The organism is Psychrobacter sp. DWR1-2-3, assembly GCF_049896465.1.
Classification (GTDB): Bacteria; Pseudomonadota; Gammaproteobacteria; order Pseudomonadales; family Moraxellaceae; genus Psychrobacter; species Psychrobacter maritimus.
Window position 1 is genome coordinate 34,971 of sequence record NZ_JAFCUJ010000010.1, and the last position, 23,070, is coordinate 58,040.

21 protein-coding genes are annotated in these 23,070 nt (G+C 42.7%); 11 read left to right on the forward strand and 10 right to left on the reverse strand.

Annotated elements, in window-relative coordinates; all coding sequences use genetic code 11:
- Window positions 1–9: 9 nt before the first annotated feature.
- From ACP7AA_RS12560 to tsf, 8 genes are all read left to right on the forward strand, one after another.
- A complete protein-coding gene (locus ACP7AA_RS12560) occupies window positions 10–1,269 on the forward strand; it encodes a multidrug effflux MFS transporter (protein WP_426223765.1) in 1,260 nt (419 codons plus the stop codon).
- A gap of 388 nt (window positions 1,270–1,657) precedes the next feature.
- On the forward strand, window positions 1,658–2,530 hold the full coding sequence (locus tag ACP7AA_RS12565; RefSeq protein WP_201629637.1) for a transporter substrate-binding domain-containing protein: 873 nt from the start codon (window positions 1,658–1,660) through the stop codon (window positions 2,528–2,530).
- Between the two features lie 12 nt (window positions 2,531–2,542).
- Entirely contained in the window at window positions 2,543–4,744 is a 2,202-nt protein-coding gene (locus tag ACP7AA_RS12570) for an ATP-binding protein (RefSeq protein WP_426223766.1), read from the forward strand.
- A 20-nt stretch (window positions 4,745–4,764) separates the two neighbouring features.
- Window positions 4,765–5,127, forward strand: coding sequence for a response regulator (locus ACP7AA_RS12575; protein WP_183619966.1), 363 nt, complete (start codon window positions 4,765–4,767; stop codon window positions 5,125–5,127).
- A 55-nt stretch (window positions 5,128–5,182) separates the two neighbouring features.
- A complete protein-coding gene (locus ACP7AA_RS12580) occupies window positions 5,183–5,632 on the forward strand; it encodes a chemotaxis protein CheX (protein WP_201620206.1) in 450 nt (149 codons plus the stop codon).
- A 41-nt stretch (window positions 5,633–5,673) separates the two neighbouring features.
- Window positions 5,674–6,123 carry a chemotaxis protein CheX gene (locus tag ACP7AA_RS12585; protein WP_201620207.1) on the forward strand — a complete coding sequence of 150 codons (450 nt, stop codon included), beginning with the start codon at window positions 5,674–5,676 and terminating at the stop codon, window positions 6,121–6,123.
- A 399-nt stretch (window positions 6,124–6,522) separates the two neighbouring features.
- Window positions 6,523–7,326 carry a 30S ribosomal protein S2 gene (rpsB, locus tag ACP7AA_RS12590; RefSeq protein WP_183619972.1) on the forward strand — a complete coding sequence of 268 codons (804 nt, stop codon included), beginning with the start codon at window positions 6,523–6,525 and terminating at the stop codon, window positions 7,324–7,326.
- A 350-nt stretch (window positions 7,327–7,676) separates the two neighbouring features.
- Window positions 7,677–8,558 carry a translation elongation factor Ts gene (gene tsf / locus ACP7AA_RS12595; RefSeq protein ID WP_201562201.1) on the forward strand — a complete coding sequence of 294 codons (882 nt, stop codon included), beginning with the start codon at window positions 7,677–7,679 and terminating at the stop codon, window positions 8,556–8,558.
- Between the two features lie 139 nt (window positions 8,559–8,697).
- Here tsf and ACP7AA_RS12600 read toward each other — a convergent pair whose 3' ends face one another.
- The 4 genes from ACP7AA_RS12600 to hflX all read right to left on the reverse strand — a co-directional run bounded on the left by ACP7AA_RS12600 (window position 8,698) and on the right by hflX (window position 12,987).
- Complete coding sequence (locus ACP7AA_RS12600; RefSeq protein ID WP_426223767.1) at window positions 8,698–9,510, reverse strand: lytic transglycosylase domain-containing protein; 813 nt, start codon at window positions 9,508–9,510, stop codon at window positions 8,698–8,700.
- A 443-nt stretch (window positions 9,511–9,953) separates the two neighbouring features.
- Entirely contained in the window at window positions 9,954–10,643 is a 690-nt protein-coding gene (locus ACP7AA_RS12605) for an LrgB family protein (protein ID WP_201620210.1), read from the reverse strand.
- A gap of 22 nt (window positions 10,644–10,665) precedes the next feature.
- A complete protein-coding gene (locus ACP7AA_RS12610) occupies window positions 10,666–11,118 on the reverse strand; it encodes a CidA/LrgA family protein (RefSeq protein ID WP_281490383.1) in 453 nt (150 codons plus the stop codon).
- A gap of 423 nt (window positions 11,119–11,541) precedes the next feature.
- Window positions 11,542–12,987 (reverse strand): ribosome rescue GTPase HflX, encoded by a 1,446-nt coding sequence (gene hflX / locus ACP7AA_RS12615; protein ID WP_298869955.1) that lies wholly within the window; start codon window positions 12,985–12,987, stop codon window positions 11,542–11,544.
- 471 nt (window positions 12,988–13,458) lie between these two features.
- Between hflX and ACP7AA_RS12620 the strand changes: the two genes are divergently transcribed.
- Window positions 13,459–14,259, forward strand: a complete 801-nt coding sequence (locus ACP7AA_RS12620) for a lysophospholipid acyltransferase family protein (RefSeq protein WP_298869956.1) — start codon at window positions 13,459–13,461, stop codon at window positions 14,257–14,259.
- A gap of 186 nt (window positions 14,260–14,445) precedes the next feature.
- On the opposite strand, the gene ACP7AA_RS12625 is transcribed toward ACP7AA_RS12620, so the two are convergent.
- Both ACP7AA_RS12625 and fkpB read right to left on the reverse strand, forming a co-directional pair.
- Window positions 14,446–15,486 carry an aldo/keto reductase gene (locus tag ACP7AA_RS12625; protein WP_426223768.1) on the reverse strand — a complete coding sequence of 347 codons (1,041 nt, stop codon included), beginning with the start codon at window positions 15,484–15,486 and terminating at the stop codon, window positions 14,446–14,448.
- Window positions 15,487–15,527: 41 nt separating this feature from the next.
- A complete protein-coding gene (gene fkpB, locus ACP7AA_RS12630) occupies window positions 15,528–16,025 on the reverse strand; it encodes an FKBP-type peptidyl-prolyl cis-trans isomerase (RefSeq protein WP_201625059.1) in 498 nt (165 codons plus the stop codon).
- 157 nt (window positions 16,026–16,182) lie between these two features.
- Between fkpB and ACP7AA_RS12635 the strand changes: the two genes are divergently transcribed.
- Both ACP7AA_RS12635 and ACP7AA_RS12640 read left to right on the forward strand, forming a co-directional pair.
- Complete coding sequence (locus ACP7AA_RS12635) at window positions 16,183–16,860, forward strand: DUF1294 domain-containing protein (RefSeq protein WP_426223769.1); 678 nt, start codon at window positions 16,183–16,185, stop codon at window positions 16,858–16,860.
- Between the two features lie 194 nt (window positions 16,861–17,054).
- Window positions 17,055–17,549 (forward strand): hemerythrin domain-containing protein, encoded by a 495-nt coding sequence (locus tag ACP7AA_RS12640; protein WP_426223770.1) that lies wholly within the window; start codon window positions 17,055–17,057, stop codon window positions 17,547–17,549.
- 95 nt (window positions 17,550–17,644) lie between these two features.
- Here ACP7AA_RS12640 and ACP7AA_RS12645 read toward each other — a convergent pair whose 3' ends face one another.
- The 4 genes from ACP7AA_RS12645 to ACP7AA_RS12660 form a co-directional block, all read right to left on the reverse strand.
- Window positions 17,645–18,286 (reverse strand): O-acetyl-ADP-ribose deacetylase, encoded by a 642-nt coding sequence (locus ACP7AA_RS12645; RefSeq protein ID WP_426223771.1) that lies wholly within the window; start codon window positions 18,284–18,286, stop codon window positions 17,645–17,647.
- Between the two features lie 170 nt (window positions 18,287–18,456).
- Window positions 18,457–19,107, reverse strand: a complete 651-nt coding sequence (lspA, locus tag ACP7AA_RS12650) for a signal peptidase II (RefSeq protein ID WP_372829230.1) — start codon at window positions 19,105–19,107, stop codon at window positions 18,457–18,459.
- A complete protein-coding gene (gene ileS, locus ACP7AA_RS12655; RefSeq protein WP_426223772.1) occupies window positions 19,100–21,958 on the reverse strand; it encodes an isoleucine--tRNA ligase in 2,859 nt (952 codons plus the stop codon). Before ileS ends, lspA begins: the two co-directional genes overlap by 8 nt.
- 427 nt (window positions 21,959–22,385) lie before the next feature.
- Entirely contained in the window at window positions 22,386–22,961 is a 576-nt protein-coding gene (locus ACP7AA_RS12660; RefSeq protein ID WP_426223773.1) for a protein disulfide oxidoreductase, read from the reverse strand.
- Window positions 22,962–23,070 lie beyond the last annotated feature (109 nt).

A 23,070-nucleotide genomic window follows, 5' to 3' on the forward strand; every position in this document is an offset into this window, starting at 1 on the left:
GGTCTAATTATGTCTGCTCCAAAATCCTCCCTGCCTAATAAACCGAATGCTGCTGACCGAGTGCGCTCTGCCGATTTGCCTGTTGCATGGATTATGATGCTTGGGCTTATCGTTGCAGTCGGGCCATTATCGATTGATATGTATTTGCCTGCATTACCATCGATGGCAGAGGATTTTGGTGTCTCGACTGCGTTTATGGCCAACTCCGTTCCAGCCTATTTTGTCGGTTTGGTATTTGGTCAGCTGTTTTATGGCCCATTTAGTGATCGCGTTGGACGCGTCAAACCTTTATATATCGGCATGACCTTGTATGTGATTGCCTCGATTATTTGTGCCACCACCGATAATGAATACGTATTGTTTGTTGGTCGTACGTTGCAAGCGCTTGGTGCGTGTGTTGGCGCGGTTGTTACCCGTGCTGCCATTCGTGATCGCCTGACTGCCAAGCAAACAGCGAAAGCCTTTTCTATCATGATATTGGTGATGGGTTTAGCGCCGATATTAGCGCCGTCATTGGGTGCTATATTTTTACAGTTCTTTAGCTGGCATTCTATCTTTTGGTTTTTAGCGGCCTTTGGCACGCTAAACTTATTGCTCACCAAGTTTTTCTTTTTTGAGACGCTCACCGAAGAAAATCGTAATGTTCGTCCTGCCAAAGAAGTGCTGAGCCAATATTGGGATTTATTAAAGGATCCGACTTTTAATTATCCAGCGATTGGTGGCGGACTACTGATGGGGGCGATGTTTGTCTATATTAGCTCTGCTTCTGAATTAATCATGGATACCTACGGCATGTCAGCGACGCATTTCGGTTGGTTGTTTGGCATGAATGCGGCAGGGTTTGTGGGCTTAACCCAGCTTAATCAATGGCTGACCAATCGTTTCCGCATTTTGAGTATTCTGCGTTTTGGGGCGATGATGCAAGTTATCTCGGCTGGGGCACTATTTGGGATAGGTTTGGTTTTTGGTACTGATGCATGGTTGCCGCTGGTTTTAGCCTGTATTTTCTTCTGTATTGCCGGTTTGGGTTTGACGCAGCCAAACGCATCGGCGATTGCGCTCGCTTTTCAAAAACGCCGCGCTGGTATGGCAAGTGCGCTACAAGGCTCGTTGATGTTTTCGGTTGGTATCTTCGGTGGTTTATTATTAAACTTATTCCCCGTCAATCCGGTAATGAAAATCGGTATCGCGATGTTTGCGCTGATGAGTCTTGGTACTTATTTAATTTGGCAAATAGATCGTAATTTGAATTTGGATAATGCAGAATAATTAACCGATAAATTTCATTTAATTTTAACTTATACAAAAAAGTATTCAGTGCGTAGAAAATGCCTGAATACTTTTTTTATGTCTGCTTTTCATGCCATCTTTCCTTTTTTATCTATCTATTGTATTAAAATATCCATTTTTAATGGATGTATGTCTATTAAACACTAAAGCAATAACTTCAATAATTCATAATATTTTTATATACGCTTATTGTTATATATGAAAATATGTACGCTATAGCTAAACAAAATTATTGCAATAGTAGACTTGCTCAATTATTATCTAAGGTAATTTTCTGTAATTAAGTGTTTTAATACCTTACTTAAACTTACAGAATTGTTTTTATAACTGATTTTTTTAGAACAAAATCGAGGCTTAAGGATAAGAGATGAAGCTATTATATCGAGTGTTACCAGTTATATTGAGTGTCGGCTTATTTGGATGTGGAAATTCTTCTACCCAAGATAATGCTAGTGCATCTGGTACAACAGTAACGGAACATAAAGACAATTTTGTAAGTAAACTTCCTGATACAGCACCAACATTAAAGGTGGCGATGACTGGTGATTTACCGCCTTTCTCATTTCAAGATGATTATGGCAACATGCAAGGCACTGATGTTGATTCGATTAGAGCCATTGGGGAAGAGCAAGGCTTTAAAGTCGAGTTCTATAAAGAAACGTGGCAGGACATGTTTGATAGCGTGGAATCGGGAAAACGTGATTTAGCTATTTCTGGTATTTCTTATAAAGATGATCGTGCAGTTAGATATGGTCTATCAACGCCTTACTTTTTTAATCCAGCTACTATTATGTACTTGGAAGGAAAGTTTGATATCAAAGATTTAAACGATATTAAAGGTCTAAAAACAGGTACGTTAGAAGGTTCTAAAGAAGAAGATACTCTAAAAGAGATGGGCAGTTCAGTGGAACTGGTTTCAAGATCTACAGCATTTTTGGCTTATCAGGACTTAGTTCAAGGTAATACTGATGTGTTCTTATATGACATGCCAGTTTTACAATACATTATAAAAGGTTATCCAGAACATAAAGTTAAGATTGTACCTTATGAAGCAGCAGATGCTCCCTCAGCACAGCAGGTCGTTTTAATGGCAAAAGAAAATACCAAGCTCATAAAGAGCGTAAACGAAGGTATTACCAAGCTAAAAGCAAAAGGTACATTTAAAGAAATTGAAGAAAAATGGCTAGGTGCGACTGAGCCTGCGACCAAAAGCACTTCAAATAATCAGCAAACGAATTAAGGAATACTGAAGATGGCAACCACCTATAATACTGAAAATAAACGCTATCACAGTCTGATTATTTCAATTGCACTGTTTTTATCACTGATTGGCGCTTTGCTGGCATTTACGTTTTATACCTCTAGTCTACTAGAGCGCAATACAGTCTTGATTGATCGAACCAACCAAGTCGCCAATAGCGCGCAAGCGGTAATTAAAGACTTATTTGACTTAGATAGCAGTTACGGTGAAGACACCAACTCGCCGCATATCCAACGAGTATTAGAGCGTTTGGAGCAAAATACAGCGCTTATTACTAGCTCTATCACTGCCATTGAACAGGGTGGTGAAATTACCGATGTCGATGGCAAAAGCTATAATTTACCGAAAATTAATAATAACTCTCAAACCAACGTTGCTGCGGCGAATGAGCAGTGGTTACTTTTAGAGCCTAAGATTCAAAATTATCTAAAAGACGCTGATAATATCATGGTTGATTCATCTGATGAGTTGACTCAAGCAGTAGAGCAGGCAAAGACTTCAAGTTTGCTAATTAATGATTCGTTAGACCAGCTTACCAACGAAGTGTTTATCAACGCAGAACGCCAAGCAGACACCATACGTCTGATTCAGATATTAGGGGTTGCGGCTATTTTTGCTTACTTCCTAATCTTCGTATTCTTCTTTGTACGCCGTTTGCGTGATACCGATGCTGAAGCATTGGCTGCTCGCCGCGAAACACAAGAAATCATGGAAACCGTCAATACGGGTCTATTCTTGTTAGATAAAGATTTGAATATCGGTCAGCAGCATTCTCGAGCCTTAAATGGCATTATTGGTGAAGAAAGACTGGCAGGAGAGAACTTTGCCGATGTACTACGCGGTCGTATTTCAGACAAAGATTTGAAAACCACGCGTCAGTTTATTGAGCAATTGTATAACCCACGCGTTAAAGAAAAATTGGTTGATTCTTTAAACCCATTGCATAAAGTCATGCTACACAATGCATCTGGTGAAGAGAGCACCACGAGCCGCTTCCTAGATTTTAAGTTTTCACGTGTTTATGAAGATAAAGACATTGCTCGTATTCTGGTCAACGTTAATGACGTCTCAGATGCCGTTTATCTAGAGCAGCGCTTAGAAAAAGAGCGTTCACAAAATGACATGCAAATTGAGATGTTGACCACCATCTTAAACGTCAATCCAAAAATCATTAATGAGTTTATTAATAACACCAAAGTTCATATCGATAAAATGAACAATATTTTGAAAAACCCTGGGAGCTCGCAATTTGAGCTTGAAGGTAAGCTCAATGCGATTTATCGCGAAATGCACAGCTTAAAAGGCGAAGCATCAGCACTAAAACTGCATAGCTTCACTAAAATTGCGTCAGACGCAGAAGACAAGCTTGATGCATTGCAAAATCAGGGCAAGCTATCGGGCAATAACTTCTTGCCGCTAGCGGTCCATTTGGATGACTTACTCAGCCTCTCGAACACCATTGAGACGCTAGGTGAACGCATTAATCAGGCAGCGCCAAAAGCTCCCAGTAGTGCAAACCCTGTAGCGTCAATAAAGACTGCGCCACAACCAAGTATTGTCCAAGCCCAAGTAGCAGATGTTGCTACCACTAGCATAAATTTCGATGGCGGTAATGAAGTTGATTTGAGCGATGAGTCAGATGACGAGTATTTATCTTATTATCAAGATTTTGCCAAAGATATTGCGGTAAGACAAGGCAAACAAGTACAGCTAAACGGCCATAATTTAGCCCATATAAACATCCCTGAACGCCTCAAACAACCGATCAAAGAGATCAGTATTCAGTTGTTACGTAATGCGGTGGTACATGGTATCGAATCACCTGAAGCGCGTCAGTCAGCAGGTAAGTCTGCAATCGGTAGTATTGACTTAGAGATGCAGCGTGATAATCAAAACTTAATCATCGCCTTGCAAGATGACGGTCAAGGTATCGACTATGAAGGTATTCGTCATAAGCTGATTGCTGATGGTCGCTTTGGTGCAGAAGAGGCAAATCAGATGACTCATGGTGATCTGCTCAAAACCTTGTTTGCTTCTGGTTTCTCAACCAAAGAACAAGCCGATGAAGATGGCGGTCGCGGTGTGGGCTTAGACGTCATCAAGGCGTTAGTCAAAGAGCACAACGGTAAGCTTAACGTTAATACTGAGCTTGGAAAAATGACCCGTTTTGTCATTACCTTGCCTGCTGCGTAATTAAGGACAATAAAGAAACTATGTACAAATTAATGATTGTGGATGATTCAAATATCATTCGAAACCGTATTCAGCGTGCTTATGATTCTGGTCAGTTTATGTTGGTTGCTACGGCAACCAGCGGTGTCCAAGCCGTCGAGAAATTCAATATCCATCGTCCTGACGTGGTGACCATGGACTTAACCATGCCACAAATGGATGGACTTGAATGTATTGCAAAAATCATTGCGATTGACCCTGAAGTGCGGATTTTAGTGGTATCGGCGTTGTCTGATAAATCGACTGGCATTGAAGCATTATCATTGGGTGCGAGCGGTTTCTTATGCAAGCCTTTTTCAGAAGAAGAGCTGGTAGAGTCTTTGTATGAGCTTGTCCAAGACTAGCCGCTAGGACACGCCCTAATAAATTAAGTAAATATCTTATTAAAGAACACACATTATGAAAGAGCAAAAGTTACAAATTTTTGTGAGTATCATTACCAATTACTTTAATCAGTTTGGTACTGAAGAGCTGATTGTTGATACCCCTTATTTACTAGAAAATCAGCAGCCTAAAGTGCATGATTATACAGGTGTCATTGGTATCTCAGGGGTACAAAAAGGCGTGGTTTATTTTTCTGCCACCAGCGCGTTATTGGCCAGTATCCTAGACAGTATGGGTGAAACCGATAAGAGCGAAGACAATTTAGTCGATTTGGCAGGAGAGGTCGCTAACACCGTATCTGGTAATGCCCGCAACGAGTTTGGCGCAGAGTTTCATATCTCTGTACCATTGGTGTTCAAAGGCTCACCGCAAAGCATTATTTTGCCTAAAAATGGGCGTTCTTTTATCATTCCAGTCAGCTGGCGAGGTCAAATTGGAGAGATTGTGGTTTGTTTGCAAGACTAAATCCAACCCCCAATGATGATTGATATGGACGATAAACTATTATGGTTAATGTAGACAAGTTAGGCGTCTTTTTAAGCTCAATCAGTGCGTTTTTCGCGCAGATTGATGATGAGCCAGTGGTGATTGATACGCCGTATTTAAACAGTAATAAAAATGCCGTGGGTTATGATTATAGCGGTATGATTACAATCTCTGGACCGCTTGAAGGCTGCGTGTATGTCAGCGCCCCGAGCAATATTTTGCGGGAAATAATCAAAGTGATGGGTGAGCCTGACTCTTCTATTACAATGATGAAAGACTTATTGGGTGAGATGGCAAATACCATTTCAGGTAATGCGCGCACTGAGTTTGGTGCCGATTTTATTATCTCACCGCCCAAGATTATTGAAGGTATACCGAGCATTCCTTATCTGCCAAAAGACCGCCAAAGTTATGTCACACCCTTTACGTGGCGCGGCTACAAGGCTGTTATCGGTATTTCTATCGCTTAGCTTAATGCTCAGCACTGATAGCTAATGATGCTATAAGTAAAGTTAACAGGTAAAAACGACGTTTAGACGTCGTTTTTTTATGGAATATCATCCCCTTAAACATCATAATAGCGCTAGCAGTCACTCTCACTTATATGATAAAATACAGCCCAGCTATTTTTTAGCATTTAGTATGATTCTTTACGTTCAAATCATAGCTCATTTTTTAAACCAACCCATCAACCAATGACACACACATCATGGCAAAAAATTGCTGGGTGTTTGGCGACTTGATTAATTTGCCCAAAGTTACTATTGGCTTAATGCGCTATTGATGAGCATTAACAAGGGCAGATGCGTGTCGCTAGATAGGCAGTTTTTGTGATGTGGAGGCATAACCCAACCAACAGGACATTTAACATGGCTACAAAGAATCCAACCAAAATCGAAATGCGCGATTTACTACAAGCCGGCGCTCACTTTGGTCACCAAACACGTTTTTGGAATCCAAAAATGGGTCCATATATTTTTGGTGCCCGTAACAAGATTCACATCATTAACCTTGAGCACACAGTAAAAGCGTTTAACGAAGCATTGACTTACGTAAACGGCCTAGCTGCTAAGAAAAACAAAGTATTGTTCGTGGGTACTAAACGCGCAGCAAGCGGTATCATCGCTGAGCAAGCAGCTCGCGCTGGCATGCCATACGTTGACCATCGCTGGTTAGGTGGTATGTTGACTAACTGGAAAACACTACGCCAGTCAATCAACCGTCTAAAAGAGCTAGAAAAGCAAGCTGAAGACGGTACTTTCGCTAAGCTTACTAAGCGTGAAGCGTTAGAGCGTACTCGCGATATGGAAAAACTTGAGCGTTCACTAGGCGGTATTAAAGACATGGGCGGCCTACCTGACGCAATCTTCGTTGTAGACGTAGATCATGAAGCGATTGCTATCAAAGAAGCTAAAAACCTAGGTATTCCAGTTATCGGTATCGTTGATACTAACTCTAACCCAGATAACGTTGATTACATCATCCCAGCTAACGATGATGCTATCCGTGCCGTGACTTTGTATGTAACTTCTATGGCTGATGCGATTATCGCTGGTAAAGAATACGCACAAACTCAAGCTGGTGGTAAAGCTGACCAAGAAGCACCTGCTGCTGCTGAAGAAGCGCCAGTTGAAGCTAAAGCTGAAGAAGCTGCTGCAACTCCAGCAGAATAAATCGCTGACCGCTAAGGTTTAACTTTGTAACGATGTCTTGATAGTTATCTTGTCAGCATTCATATAAGGTTATTAACAGCATATAAGCTCATAAAAGGCATGATGTAGTTTTACTCGTCATGCCTTGCTCTTAATGGTTTATGGTCAAAATTAATAAGCGTGTCATGATTGGGCGAGTATTATCGTCTATACGAGCCACATTGCTTTTTTGATGATATGAATAATCATTAAATATGAGTGGTTTTATTAAGGCTTAAGTCTAATATTAAGAGTAATGTTTACTTAATATTAATCAAGTTATCGAATAGATTTTAAGCATACCCCTACATAACAATATTAAGGTAACTCTTATGTCAGAAGTAAAAGTATCTGCCAAAATGGTAAAAGAATTGCGCGACCGTACTGGTCTTGGCATGATGGAATGTAAAAAAGCGTTAGAAGAGTCAAATGGTGATGTTGAAACTGCCATTGATAACCTACGTAAATCAGGTCAAGCGAAAGCGGCTAAAAAAGCGGGTAACATCGCAGCTGACGGCGCTATCATTATCGCTCAAGGCGACAACAAAGCATTCTTGTTAGAAGTTAACTGCCAAACTGACTTCGTTGCAAAAGATGAAAACTTTACTGCCTTTGCAGAAAAAGTCGCAAACATCGCCCTAGAAAACAATGAGACTGACGTTGCAGCTATCTCTGCATTACCTTATGGCGGTGGTCAAACGGTTGAAGAAGCACGTGTATCTCTAGTACAAAAAATCGGTGAGAATATCCAAATCCGCCGTGTTGAAGTACTTGAAGGCGCAAACATTGCTGCATATCGTCACGGTCTACGTATCGGTGTGGTTGTATCTTATGAAGGCGGCAGTGCAGACACGGGCAAAAACCTTGCGATGCACATTGCAGCATTCAACCCTGTTGCAGTAGATGATGAAAGCGTAGATGCTGATGTATTAGCACGCGAAAAAGACATCATCGAAGCAAAAGCGAAAGAGTCTGGCAAGCCTGACAACATCGTTGAGAAAATGATCGAAGGTGGCTTACGTAAGTACCTAGACGAAGTAACGTTACTACGTCAACCATACGTGATGGACAATGAGAAAAAAGTTGGTGACGTACTAAAAGCTGAAGGCGTAAAAGTACTTGATTTCAAACGTCTAGAAGTTGGTGAAGGCATCGAGAAGAAGCAAGAAGACTTTGCTGCTGAAGTTGCTGCCGCTCAAGCTGCTAGCAAGTAAGCTTTAAGTAATATAGAACAAGCAGTATAAATCGTAAAAAAGCCCGTTATTGATATAACGGGCTTTTTTGTGTTTGTTTACTTCTGCAAGCTTTAAAAGACAAGCTATTTATGCTGAGTGTAAATATTAATGATCAGTATTAACGTAGCGCTAAGTAAGCAGAGTTGGCGTAACTGGCACTATTGGTATTACTACTGGTACCATAACTGACATTTTGCATACCACTGCCGTTAGTGGTACTGCTAGCATTATTGGCATTCATGGTTTTGCCTGATAACGCTGAATCATTTTTATATAGGCTATGATAACGGCTCATCACACTTTTGACATAGTTACGCGTCTCTTTAAACGGTGGAATGCCATTATATTTATCGACGTTACCTTCACCAGCGTTATAACCAGCCACGGCAAATTCAACGTTATTGTTAAAGCGGCGCATCAGCCAAGCGATATATTTCGCTGAGCCTTCGATATTATCGGCAGGATTCCATGGATTACTGACCTTAAAGCGACGGGCAGTCGCTGGCATCAGCTGCATCAAACCTTGGGCACCGACAGGTGAGCGAGCATTTGGATTAAACGCAGATTCGGTATGCATCATGGCTTTCATCAGCGCAGGATCTACGCCATGACGCTCGGCTGAAGCACGGATATAGCTGTCATAAGAGTTGCGGCCACTGCTACTACTTGCAGTGCTGCTACCGTAGTCAGCACTAGTATTGCTACCAGCATTGTAAGCGTTAGAATCTTTATAATAGGTGGTTTTTACTTTTTTGTTAAATTTATCAAAATTACCACTAGGATTGACATTGGTAAGGAGTACTTGTCCGCCTTTGTCTTTGTAGATATACATATTGCCTGCTTGAGCGGCGATAGGGAGGCTAGAGAGGGCAATAGCTGTCAGTAAAACGGGAGACAAGCAGCGCGTCATTAAAGGTGCAATATTTATCATAGGGTTATCACTTTTTATCGAGTAATAGCAAATTGCTTTGCCTATAAGCGCGTCAGGTCGCGCGTCAAAGCGGTTATCGCGTCTGTAGGATTTTATAGTAACCAATATGGCGACGACCTACGAATTCACGTCTAACAAAACCACTTGCAATAGATACAAAAAATAATAGTTGTTTACTATAACACAAAATAAGTTTTTGCCACATCTGAATGCGTGCACGCGCAGTCAAAAGTTATTTTAATTTGTAAAAAAATTTGAATTAAATCAAGATGGTAATAGAAGGGATGCTGCTCAGCAGCTTATAATGGCGAAGTTTTTGCCTTTATATTTGCGGTAAAGGCAATTAAGAAAAGAAGCTAAAAAAGACTGTAAAATAAGCTTAGGTAAAAGTTAAAGCCCATCAAGGATGATGGGCTTTGTGTTTACATTTAACTTAAATTATTCTAAGACGATAACGCACTAATAAAGATAGGTACCCAAATAGCGGTAACCAAACCATTAACGGCCAAGCCAAATGCAGCGTAACGTCCAGCAGTATGACTGATTTGCCACGCTTCTACGGTGCCAAAGGCATGGGCAGCCAATCCAAGTGCTAAGCCTTTGGCGCGGTCATCGTCAATACCGCGAAATAAGAAGCGCGCTAGGGTACCGCCAATAAGTCCTGAAACAATGATAATCAAGTTTGCCATCGCCAGTGGCGCTTTAATCAAATCCGCCACACTGAGACCAATCGGCGTGGTCACTGAACGGGTGGCAAATGCCAAGATGGTCTCGTTACTCAGTGAAAATAGATAGGCCAGCGACATGGGTAGCAAGGCGCCAACTACGCTTGCCAACGCCACAATCATAGTGAGCTTTTTAACCGGCAAGCCTTTAAAGTTCATCGCTGCCAATGGTACGGCCAGTAATACCGTCACATAGCCTAATAGGTGGTCAAATACCGGTTTTGCCACGCTGTAATAATGGTTGTAATCCCATTGCAAAATAAACAAAAACAGTAGCACTAATACCAATGCGGTGATGACCATTGGCAACCATGACAGCTTGCGCGCGAGGACGCGGGCAATGACGTGCGCTGCCAAGGTTAATAATATCGCAGCAAGGGTTGCTGTAAACACACTATCAAAACTCATAACGTTGCCTTGTCCCTACAGCTTAATGCTGTCCCTTCTGCTTGTTGGTCGTATTCAGATTGTCGTTAAGCGTATTGTCTGTATCGCTGCTGTTATTAAGAGAGCGATTGGCAAGGATAGCCAGTCCCCAAAGCGGGATAAGTGTACTGATAATCATCGTCAGCATCACACCCCAAAATTCATCGCCTAATGCGAATAGCAGCAAGCCTGCACCGGCAGAAACGGGCAAAAAAGCAAAGCCACTATCAACCAATAAGGTGTTACTTGCTTGGGTTAGCCAACTGGGCAGCCCTTTTATCAGTCGCCAAACCATCAAAATAACAAACATCGTCAGCAGACCAACGATATTGGCGGCTTTTTCGATACCGGCCCATTGGCAAACAATAACGGCGGATTCACGAACTACCACAACCAGTATCAGCGTCAATATTAACGCCATCCATAAGGGTATGTTCGAAGAAGAGGAAGGCTTCATAAGCAATTTTGGCCAAATAAAATATAACAAGAGAGGGTATAAACGGGAGTTAATAAAAGTACATAGCATTTAATGCTGCGATTATAAAAAATCCTACTGCATCAATAGCTAGCAGTATTAATAACTGTGCAACTTAGCAACTGAGTATTACTGGTATTATTTTTCGGATGCGTTTTAACATAGAGATTTTAACAGCTGCTTTTTAAATGTAACATTTTAACGCAAGCATAGTGCCTGATTATATAGAGAGTAGGCGCACTAATAAAGCCTAAGCGTAGATTGTAGGTATGATAAGGGTATGAAGCAGTTTTAAATCTCTCATACAACAGTAACTATGCACAGGGCATATAAAAAAGGACGCTATCAAACAATAGCGTCCTTTTTCAAATATCATTTAGAGTAAATAGTTTGATGCGAGGTTATTTAACTTTGCGAATCAGATTCTTGTGCCGCAGAATTTAACGCTTCAAACTCGGCAAAGGCATTTTCTTCTTCTGCCGTTAAAGACTCTTCTTCATCATGATTGTCTTCTTCATCAATCTGTTCAAACTCTTCAAGTATCGGCATTAGCAATGTTGCCTGTGCCAACGGCAAGACATCTAACGGTTTTAAATTGGCTTGACCTAATAGCTGCTTAAGCCTGTCGCTTGGCAGACGAATGGTTAAGCATTCATGACCATTATCATCATAGCTTTCTTCTAAAATCACGCCAAGCTCATACAAGGTATTTTTAAATTGACCCGCATTATAAGGTAGGGTCAAATCAAAGGTGGTCAAAGTGCCCATTAATAGCTGCTGCACAGCAAGTGACAGCTCTTCCATACCTAAGTTTTCGCGAGAAGAAACATAAACCCGATTTGGCTGACCTTCCTTAGCATAGCCAATGTGTGCAGGCTCATCAGTGATATCAATTTTATTGTAAACGTTGAGCACAGGCACATCGTTGTCAATTTCAGCAAGTACGTTTTTGACGGCTTGAATCTGCTCGTGCATATCTTCACTAGACGAATCGATAACATGCAGTAGTAAGTCAGCTTCTAACGTCTCTTCTAAGGTTGCATGGAACGACTCGACCAGCTCATGCGGCAGATGACGGACGAAACCAACGGTATCAACTAAAACCACGCGACCGACGCCTTGCCAGTCTAAACGGCGCAAGGTCGGGTCAAGGGTGGCAAACAATTTGTCCGCTGCGTAAATGTTTTCATCAACCAAGCGATTGAACAGGGTAGATTTACCCGCGTTGGTATAACCAACGAGTGAGATAGTCGGCACGTCTGATTTTTGCCGACGCGCTCGTCCTTGGGCACGAGTTTGGCGTACTTTTTCAAGTTTGGTTTTTAGCTGGGTTACACGTACTTGTAATAAGCGGCGATCCGTTTCAAGCTGAGTTTCACCCGGTCCACGTAGACCAATACCACCTTTTTGACGCTCCAAATGCGTCCAACCACGTACCAAACGCGTCGATAAGTGATTCAACTGTGCAAGCTCAACCTGTAGCTTACCTTCGTAAGTACGGGCACGCTGGGCAAAAATATCTAAAATTAAGCCCGTACGGTCAAGGACGCGGCATTGTACTAAAGCTTCAATATTACGCTCTTGTGATGGCGATAAATTGTGATTAAAAAGGACGATATCAGCGTCGTGTTCGCGTACCAATTCTGCTATTTCTTGTGCTTTACCGCTACCGACGAAGTATTTGGCATCAGGACGTGCACGTGAGCCTGTGACCAGTGCCAAGCGATCAGCACCTGCCGAATCTGCAAGCAGCTCAAATTCATTTAGATCATCAGGATCTTGAATTTGGCGGATGTCTAAATGTACTATAATGGCGCGCTCGCCACCTTCATGTCTTTCAAAATAATCCAAAGAGTATCACCTATGTCATTAAGTAAATAGATGGCTAATATCGGTTTGTTAAGCGTCGCTATAGCCTTCGTATGACCCTCTATATGTGGTCTTATCACTTGATATTAAAGCGTATTAAGGCAATTAGCCATACTTTTATGTTACAGCGTTTATTATCAAATATTTTAGTAGTGAAAGTATGAGGGTTTTCGGAAAGAAGCTATTAACGGCAATGTTGGCTTTTTTAAACATGCTAATCTGTTGAGCGGTGGTAAAGTAAAAATGAGCGGCGTAAAAATGAGCTGATAGCTAACTATTGCAAAATATTAACAAAAGCCACTCATAACTCAGTGCACAAGTCGTCACTGAATGAATAAATTTTGTTATACTCATGACGCTTGTTTACGAGATATAATCATACGTTTTTTAAGCAATGAGCTTTTTAGCCATTAAGTTTTTTAATAAATAAGTTTTTAACCACGAGGGACACAGATGAGCCAATCTAAGTCAGGCTTTTCACTCAAACAGCAATTAGGTCGCGGCAAACAAATCGCTGGCATGACCACCACTATCGCTGGCGGACTACGCGCAGCCCAACGTATCGGTGCCTTTAAACAACCACCACGCGAAAAACTGCCGCGCTATATTCAAGCGTTTTGCCGTAAAATGGCAGGCTCTTTTGGCGTACAGGTTGTGGCAGTCGAGCGCGTAGAGCAACACCATGGTCTATGGGTCTCTAACCATGTGTCATGGATGGATATTCCGGTAGTGGGTACGTTGAGTCCTGCTTTTTTCTTATCAAAAGCTGAGATTGGTGATTGGCCGATATTTGGTAAATTAGCGCATGCCGCAGGGACGGTATTTATCGAGCGTGGTTCCGGTGATGCTGGCACGGTCGCTGCCCAAATTGCCACCTTTTTAACCAAGGGCTTTTCGGTAATCTTTTTTCCAGAAGCGACCACCACCGATGGCAAAAAAATTAAGCGTATCCACGGCACCTTGCTACAAGCAGCGATAGATGCGGACGTGCCTGTACGCCCGCTAGTAATTGCTTATGTGAATAAGGACGGCACTTTGAGTGAAGCGTTACCTTATTACGGTAAGCTGACGATGAAACAAAGTCTAAAAAAGGTGCTTGATAGTAAAGACGTGACGGCTTTCGTCTTACCCCTTGAACCGATAGATCCTAAAGGCCTAAGCAAAAGTGAGCTGACTGATTTATTACAAGCGCATATGCAGGAAGGCTTGGCTGAATTACATTCACGCGTATTAACGAAAGTAGCTAAAGTATAAGCAAGCATCAAACGGTCTAAAATAGAAAAGCTTTAATAGAAAAAGTAATAGCAGAAAAATAGTCATAAAAAAGGCGCAAATCGTTAGTAGTCAATACTAACGATTTGCGCCTTTTTCTTTACTCTACAAATACCTGAACGTCAGGTTATTGAAAGCTGAACAATATCAATCTATGACCACATAAAATTATGGTGACGGATTAGGATGCTGGGTATGTACCGCTTCGATAGCAGCTAAGACGTCTGCGCTTAAAGTTAAGTTGATGCTATCTATATTGGATTGCAGCTGCTCAGTGGTGGTCGCCCCAATAATATTACTGGTGACAAACGAGCGCGAATTGACAAAGGCCAATGCCATTTGCGCCATATCCAAACCAGCATCTGCTGCGATTTTGGCATATTTGGCGGTGGCTGAGAGTGCTTCTTCATTGGTATAACGGGCAAAGCGGTCATACATCGTCAGGCGCGCGCCAGTAGGACGTTTACCGTCAAGATATTTACCAGACAGTACCCCAAAGCCGAGCGGCGAGTAGGCAAGTAAACCGACATTTTCACGATGGGCAATCTCTGCCATGCCAACTTCATATACGCGGTTTAGCAAACTATAAGGATTTTGCACCGTGATAGGCGCGATTAAACCATTTTTTTCCGCTTCCCACAGATAGCGCATCAGACCCCAAGCGGTGTCATTGGATAGTCCATAAGCACGAATGCGACCTTTTTTAATCTCATCATTTAGTGCTTGGATAGTTTCTAAAAAAGGCGTCAAGTCATCTAGCGACTGCGCTGCCATCTCTTCAGTGTAACCGAGCTGGCTAAAATAATTGGTTTGACGCTCAGGCCAGTGTAGCTGGTAAATATCAATATAATCGGTTTGCAGGCGCTCAAGATTGCTATCGATGGCGCTACTGATATGCGCGGCATTAAAGCGCGTCTGACCGTCACGTAAAAAATTCATCGGTGATATTTTACTGGCAAGAATAACCTTGTTACGCTGTTTGGTTTTGTTAAACCATGTGCCCATAAAGCGTTCGGTATCGCCTTGTTTGTCTTTATCAGGCGGTGATGGATACATCTCGGCGGTATCCCAAAAGTTCACGCCTGCGCTAAGCGCCATGTCCATCTGTGCATGCGCATCGCTTTCGCTATTTTGCTGTCCCCAGGTCATCGTCCCTAAGCAAATTTTTGAAACTTTTTCATTGAGTTGCGGCAGTGTTTGGTATTGCATGTATCCGTCCTTTTTGATTTTAATACAGAGCTATTTTTATACTACATCAGCTTGATACCCGTGACGCCCGGTGGGGTGACTTGGAATATTTTTACTTTAAAAAGTACCGATTGACCGGCAAGTGGATGGTTAAAATCGACTTCTACTTCGTCGTCATTGATGGCGCTAATGGTACCGGGCAGGGTGTTTTTGCCTTTGTCTTCAAACTCGACCAGCATACCGATTTCAGGATTGTCAGCGACCAAGGCAAATTGGGTGCGGCTAAAATGCTGAATATTATCAGGATTCCACTCACCAAACGCTTGCTCAGGGTCAAGGTGGGCGCTACGTGTATCGCCAGCCCGTAGGTTCATCAGCACTTGCTCAAAGCCTGGCAATAAACTCTCATCGCCAATCGTCAGCGTCACAGGCGCATCGCGGTTAAAGGTTGAATCAATCATCGTACCGTTTTCTAGCGATACTTCAAAATGCAGCTTCACAAGGCTGCCGTGGGTAATACGTATGTCTTCATTAGGCGTGATAAATTGAGAATCGGTCATAGTAAAAGCTACCTATTGCTGGAGTCGAAAAATAATTAAAAATATGGTTAAGAATAATGTCGCAAATGATAAGTCATCTGGGATAAGTTGTAAGCCTAAATAGTGTAACGCAAATAGTGTAATATATTTGGCGAATCTAAAAGAGAGCGAAGTATTTATGGCAAAACTGATGGCAAATAAACAACAAGGTCATATTAAAAAATGGCAGGACGATAAAGGTTTTGGCTTTATCGAAACCGCTGCGGGTGAGTCGGTATTTTTTCATGTCAGCGTGTTTAAAGCCCAGCGTCGTCCCGAAATTGGCGAGCAAGTGGTTTTTATAGTGGAGCAAGACAATCAGGGTCGCCTGCAAGCAAAGGATGTGCAAGAGCTCAGCTTTGTGCAGCAAAAAATGGCGCAAAAGAACAGTCAAATCCGGCAGCGAAACCACAAACGTAGCGCCCAAGCAGAATTTGAAGCAGGACAAAGGAAACGCTTGTTTCTTGGCCTTGGCTTCTATGGGGTTTTAATTTTATTGGTGGTCATGAATAAGCTAAGCTGGCTGGTACTTGCTTGGTACGCGGTATTAGGCGTCATAACCTACGGCATGTATGCCAAAGATAAAGCTGCTGCCCAAAGTGGCGATTGGCGTACACCTGAGTCAACATTGCATCTGCTAAGTGCGCTTGGCGGTTGGGTTGGGGCGATGGTCGCGCAAACCTACTTGCGTCATAAGTCACAAAAGCCTGAATTTCGTATCATGTATTATTTAACTGTGATTATTAATTTAGCAGGATTGTTGTTCATTTTGGCGGGTAAAGACGTTGAATTCTTGGAAAATTTGCCTTTTGTCTAGATTTTGACAGATGCATTGATTAAAGTATTGAATAACTGTTTGATTCATCATTGTTGAATGCTGACCTTAACCAAATGACTATCTATTGCTAACTGATAGATGACAATAGCGGCTTTTATTATTGTTATGATACTTGAGGATTAAATAGAATCATTTGAATACTTAACGTAGCAATAACTTTAAAGAGGAAAGTAATGAGTAATAACAATAATAATGCTAACGAAGTTGATTTAACACAAGATATTTTTGCAGCCTTAATCGACAATCATGAGATACAGCGGGCGTTATGCGATAAGCTTGAAAGCACGAAAGATGAAGCGCAGCGTAAAGCCATTTATGAAGAGTTAAAGCTTGAATTACACTCGCATGCGGCAGCAGAAGAGCGCCATTTATATGTGCCCGTCATGCAGCATGATGATGGGCTTGATTTGTCTCGGCATGCCATTACTGAGCATCATGAAATGGATGAGATGATGGAAACCTTGGATGATGGACGTATTAGCCAAAAGAAATGGGATAGCACCTGTGCAGATTTGATTCATAAGGTACGCCATCATTTAAAAGAAGAAGAAAACAAGTTTTTTAAAGAGGCGAAAAAGATTTTAGATAGCGACTTGCAGCAACGCCTTGGCTCATTGTATCAAGTTGAGTATGCTGAGTTTAAGCAAGCACATGCAGATGAAGCATGATTACGTTGTTTTAAATGAATGAATTGCAACGTTCAAAATAAAAAACCACTATTGCTAGTGGTTTTTTTATGTTTAATAATTTTATAAATACCGCTTTAAATCGACTCTAACACTTGTTTGTAAATAGCGGCATCGCTGGCTGAAAAGGAGCAAAAGACAACTTCGCGGATAGAGAAATTAGTCGCCTGTTTTTGAGCATTTAACACATAATTTTGCACTGTATCAATTGCTATATTGGTTGCTTTATCCAGCGGGTAACCATAAACACCGGTACTAATAGCGGGGAAGGCAATGCTGGTCACATCATTTTGAGTCGCTAGTTCTAGAGACTTTTGATAACAACTAGCAAGTAACGCTGCCTCATTATCATGACCGCCATGCCAAACAGGGCCTACCGTGTGAATCACATACTGGCAAGGCAGCTTAAACGCGGGACTGATTTTAGCCTCGCCCGTCTGGCAACCATTCAATGTACGACAATATGCTAATAACTCACGTCCAGCTGCCCGATGAATCGCACCGTCTACACCGCCGCCGCCAAGCAAACTTGAATTGGCAGCATTGACAATGGCATCTATATTTAACGTAGTGATATCAGCTTGTATCACTGATAAAGTCACGCCATTACCACTATTGTTCTTATTATGAATGTCGCTAGAGGCTGATATTTGCTTCTGGGTAATAGGTTTTATTGGGTTATTAGACATTTGGGTATTAGACGTTTGACTATCAGACATGGCAGCAACCTTTTTATATTGAACTGATCATACTTTAGCGTTTTTCGCGCCATTCGACTATAGGGCTTACGTTATCGATAAGATTCGATAGGCTATCTCTCAACAAAAACGCAAAAAAAATAGGCTACCGATTTGGTAGCCTATCTGCAAAGTCATCTTATTTATATCATTTAAGCATCACGCTTTTTTTCCAAAAACAGCATATCAATAACAATCAGTGCCACACCAATACAAATACCGATATCGGCAATATTAAAGATTGGATAATGCCAAACGTCGGCATAATGCACATGGATAAAGTCAATTACGTGACCATGTAACAAGCGGTCAATCAAGTTGCCAATGGCACCGCCAAGTACCAAGGCTAGACCCAATGATAACAACTTGGCTTTACGCGGCGCTTTTACCAAATAGCCGATTAAAAACAGCGACATGATCAATGCAAGTCCAGCAAAAAACCACTTTTGCCAACCTGCTTGATCTGCTAAGAAACTAAACGCCGCGCCATAGTTGTAAGCAAGCGTCCAATTTAAAAACGGCTCAATCACGGGTACTGGCTCGAGGAAATTTAGCTTGGTTTCAGCCAACCATTTCGTCCACTGATCAATAATAATGACGACCAGTGATAGCAAGTACCACATAAAGGCGCGACTGCCATTAGCAACCATTTTTGGTGTCTTATTCAGGCGACTTTTGGGCGTGGTTGAGCTGCCCGTGGTCGCATGTGCAGGTTTAGGCGAATGATCAACCTCCACCTGCGGCTGCTTATGTTCCGATGAGTCTGTCGGATTAGGCGTAGAGTTAGGCGCTGATTTAGGCATAATGGCGCACCTCGCCGTCGCCGCTGACGTTGGTCACGCAGCGAGCACATAGTTCAGGATGCGCCGCGTCTGTACCGATGTCATCGCGGATATGCCAGCAGCGTACGCATTTAGTACCAGTGGCGGCGCTGACTTCGACCAATAAATCGACTGATTCATCAGCATTGTTATCAGTTTGGGCAGTATTGTTTTGACTGTCAGCAGGAGCAGCGCTCATTGGCTTCAAAGTTGCGCTACTGGTGATTAGCACAAAACGCAGCTCTTCGCCAAGCTTGGCTAAGCTTTCATGCATCGCACCGTCGGCATATAAATCAACGCCAGCAGACAAGTTAGCATTGATGATTTTTTCACCGCGTGCGGTTTCGATATGCTTATTGACCATATCTTTTGCTTGCATGATACGTTGCCAGTCATCGGTACTGATGGCACTTAGCTCAAACTCTGGGAAGGTGTACCATTCTTCGGTAAACACGTATCCTGCGTCATTGCCGTTTTTACCTTCTAATACTTCCCACGCTTCTTGCGCGGTGAATGACAAGATTGGCGTAATCCAGCGAATCAACGCATGAGCGATATGGTAAATTGCCGTTTGCGCAGAGCGACGCGGCTGTCCATCAGTTTGGGTCGTGTACTGACGGTCTTTGATAATATCTAAATAGAAGCTGCCTAAATCCTGCGAGCAAAACGCAGTGATATGCTGGGTGACTTGGTGAAAGTCCATCGCATCATACGCGCTGATGATTTGCGCTTGTACCGTTTGCGCACGCTCAATGATGAACTTATCGAGGCTAACCAGCTCATTAATATCAACGCTATTGGTCGCTGGATCAAAGTCATCGGTATTAGCCAGTAAGAAGCGTAAGGTGTTACGGATACGGCGATACATATCGATGGCACCTTTAAATACCGTTTTACCTGCGCTCATCTCATAACGATAATCGCTCGACGCAATCCACAAACGCAGCATATCCGCGCCGGTTTTATTAATCTCGTCTTGCGGCGTGATGATATTGCCCAGTGATTTACTCATCTTGCGGCCGTTTTCATCGACGACAAAACCATGGGTTAATACTTGCTTAAACGGTGGGCGCTCGTACATCGCCTCAGAGGTAAGCAGTGACGTCTGGAACCAGCCGCGATGCTGATCAGAACCTTCTAAATACATATCAGCAGGATTGGTTAATTCATCACGCTGCTCAAGGACGGCAAAATGCGTCGTTCCTGAGTCAAACCAAACGTCTAACGTATCCGTTGCTTTATCATAATCCGCGGCTTCCGCGCCTAAGAAATCTTCACAGCTGGCATCAAACCAAGCTTCTACGCCGCCTGCATCGATTTTTTGTGCAGCAACTTCCATCAGCTCAAGCGTATTAGGATGCAGCTCGCCGGTTTCTTTATGAGTGAAAAAGGCAATCGGCACGCCCCAAGTACGCTGGCGCGAGATACACCAATCTGGGCGACCGGTCATCATCGCTTCGATGCGGTTTTGTCCCCACGCTGGCGTCCAGTTGACCTTAGGGATATCGGCAAGCGCACGCTCACGCAAACCTTTGGTTTCCATATTGATAAACCACTGCGGCGTTGCACGGAAGATAATCGGCGACTTATGGCGCCAGCAATGCGGATAGCTGTGCTCAATTTTGGTATGGCTGATCAAATGACCGTTATCATTTAAGGTAGCGATAATTTGCGGATTGGCTTTATAGATATGCTCGCCTGCAAATACCGCCGCGCTGTCTAAATAGACGCCCGTACCACTTACTGGGTTTTCAACGGGCAAGTTATATTTCAGGCCAACGATATAATCGTCAAGACCGTGACCAGGGGCCGTATGGACGAGGCCAGTACCGCTATCAGTGGTCACGTGATCGCCTAGGATTAGTGGTACTTGGCGGTCTGCAATTAGTGGATGCTGGGCGCGCAGACCTTCAAGCTCGCGTCCTGATACGGTCGCCAATACGCCTTGATTGCTAAGTTTAAGCTCGCTTAGTGCGGTTTCGACAAGTTCAGCGGCCAGTAACAAGTTACCTTTTTCAGTTACGACCACACTATAGTCATGCTCAGGATGTACGGCGATTGCTTGGTTAGCAGGTAGCGTCCAAGGTGTCGTCGTCCAAATGACGGCTGCGATATTGCCGTCAATTTCGCTTAATGCCGCAACCTTTTCGGTATCAAGCACATCAAAGCTCACATAAATAGCGTCAGAGACTTTGTCTTGATATTCAACTTCAGCTTCAGCTAGGGCAGAGCTACAGTCTAAGCACCAGTTAACAGGCTTCATACCGCGGGTTACGTGCCCGTTGTCATAAATTTTAGCAAGTGCGCGTACGATGTTAGCTTCTTGATGGAAGTTCATCGTTAGATAAGGGTTGTCCCAATCACCAAACACGCCTAGACGTTTAAAGTCTGCCTTTTGCAGCTCAATCTGCGTGCTTGCATACTCGCGGCATAGACCACGGAACTCGGTCGCAGAGACTTTTTGACCAACTTTACCGACTTTGGCTTCGACCTTTTGCTCGATGGGTAGACCATGACAATCCCAACCTGGCACATAAGGCGCGTCAAAGCCCGATAAGGTTTTTGACTTCACGATAATGTCTTTTAATACTTTATTGACCGCGTGACCTAAGTGAATCTGACCGTTGGCGTATGGAGGGCCATCATGCAAAATGTATTTGGTCGCACCTGTACGCGCCTGACGAATTTTGCCGTACACGTCATCCGCTTCCCACGCAGCCAGCCAATCTGGCTCGCGCTTGGCAAGGTTTGCGCGCATCGCAAAAGGCGTATCGGCAAGGTTTAGGGTGTCTTTATAATCTTGGCTTGGTGTATCGTTACTTTTATCAGTCATAGAAGGTGTCTTATAAGATGATGGTTAGAGGTTGCGTTTGAAATTCAGGCTTAAGGTTAAATATAATATGGGGTCAAATATTTGATAATCGATGCTAGCCTTTTGCTTAGAAAACTTTGCTTAAAAGATATTGCTTATAACGTGTTGCTTATGAATTGCATATAGAAATAGTTACGTCCATCATAAATACTAATGAGACGATTGCAACAAAAAATATCTTTAACAGATAGCAGAATAATGAGAAAAGTGAATATGATAACGGCAGCTATTATATGACAAAACGGGGAGGGTAAAAAGAGCTGACCAGTATCGCCCTGTTTTTAGCCAAAACCAAGTACTTATGTCAGCATCAATATCTTGTCTATTAAATCATACGTCTGGCAAATTTGATTGTCTATTTATTAGATTATACCTAATGGGCTAAGCGCTAAAAAACTTCTGACAACCATAAGCGCAATTTCAGCGACCACAGTGGCTGCATACCAGTCAAGCCTTGCGTCATTTCACCATCTTTTAGAACGACATAAGACGGCGTGACTTGCCCTTGCCAATCAGCGAATATCTCACCTTCTTGGTCATTGACGGGGGTAAATTGATAATTGTGTTCAGTAAGGTAGCTGTGTAGCTCTTGGTCAGAACCTGATTTAATCGCAATGGTCACCACAGGATAGTCATTTGCTGCGGCAAGCTTATCTATCGTCGGCGACGTCACCCGACAAACCGGACACCAAGTTCCCCAAAAATATACCAACGTTGGTTTATCCCGACTCATTGCTGCTAAGTCAACGCTCTGCCCTTGATAGTCGGTCAACTGCAACTGCGGATTGGCTGGCATGACCGGTTGTCGCCACCAGTTAATAGCGGTATAAATGACAGCAAATACCAAGCCATAGATAAGCAGATTTTTAGCAACAGACAATATCTTTTGCTCTGGCGTTTTTTTTGGCGTCTCAAGGTTTTTGTCGATATCAAGGTCTTTTTCAGTATCAGTATCAGTCGTCATAGTGGCTGCTTTTTTGCTCTTAATGTGTTTAATAGATAAAAATAAACGGCTGAATGGTCAGCCGTATTATTCGTAAAATCTATGGAACTGTTATGAGTGGTTACTTTTT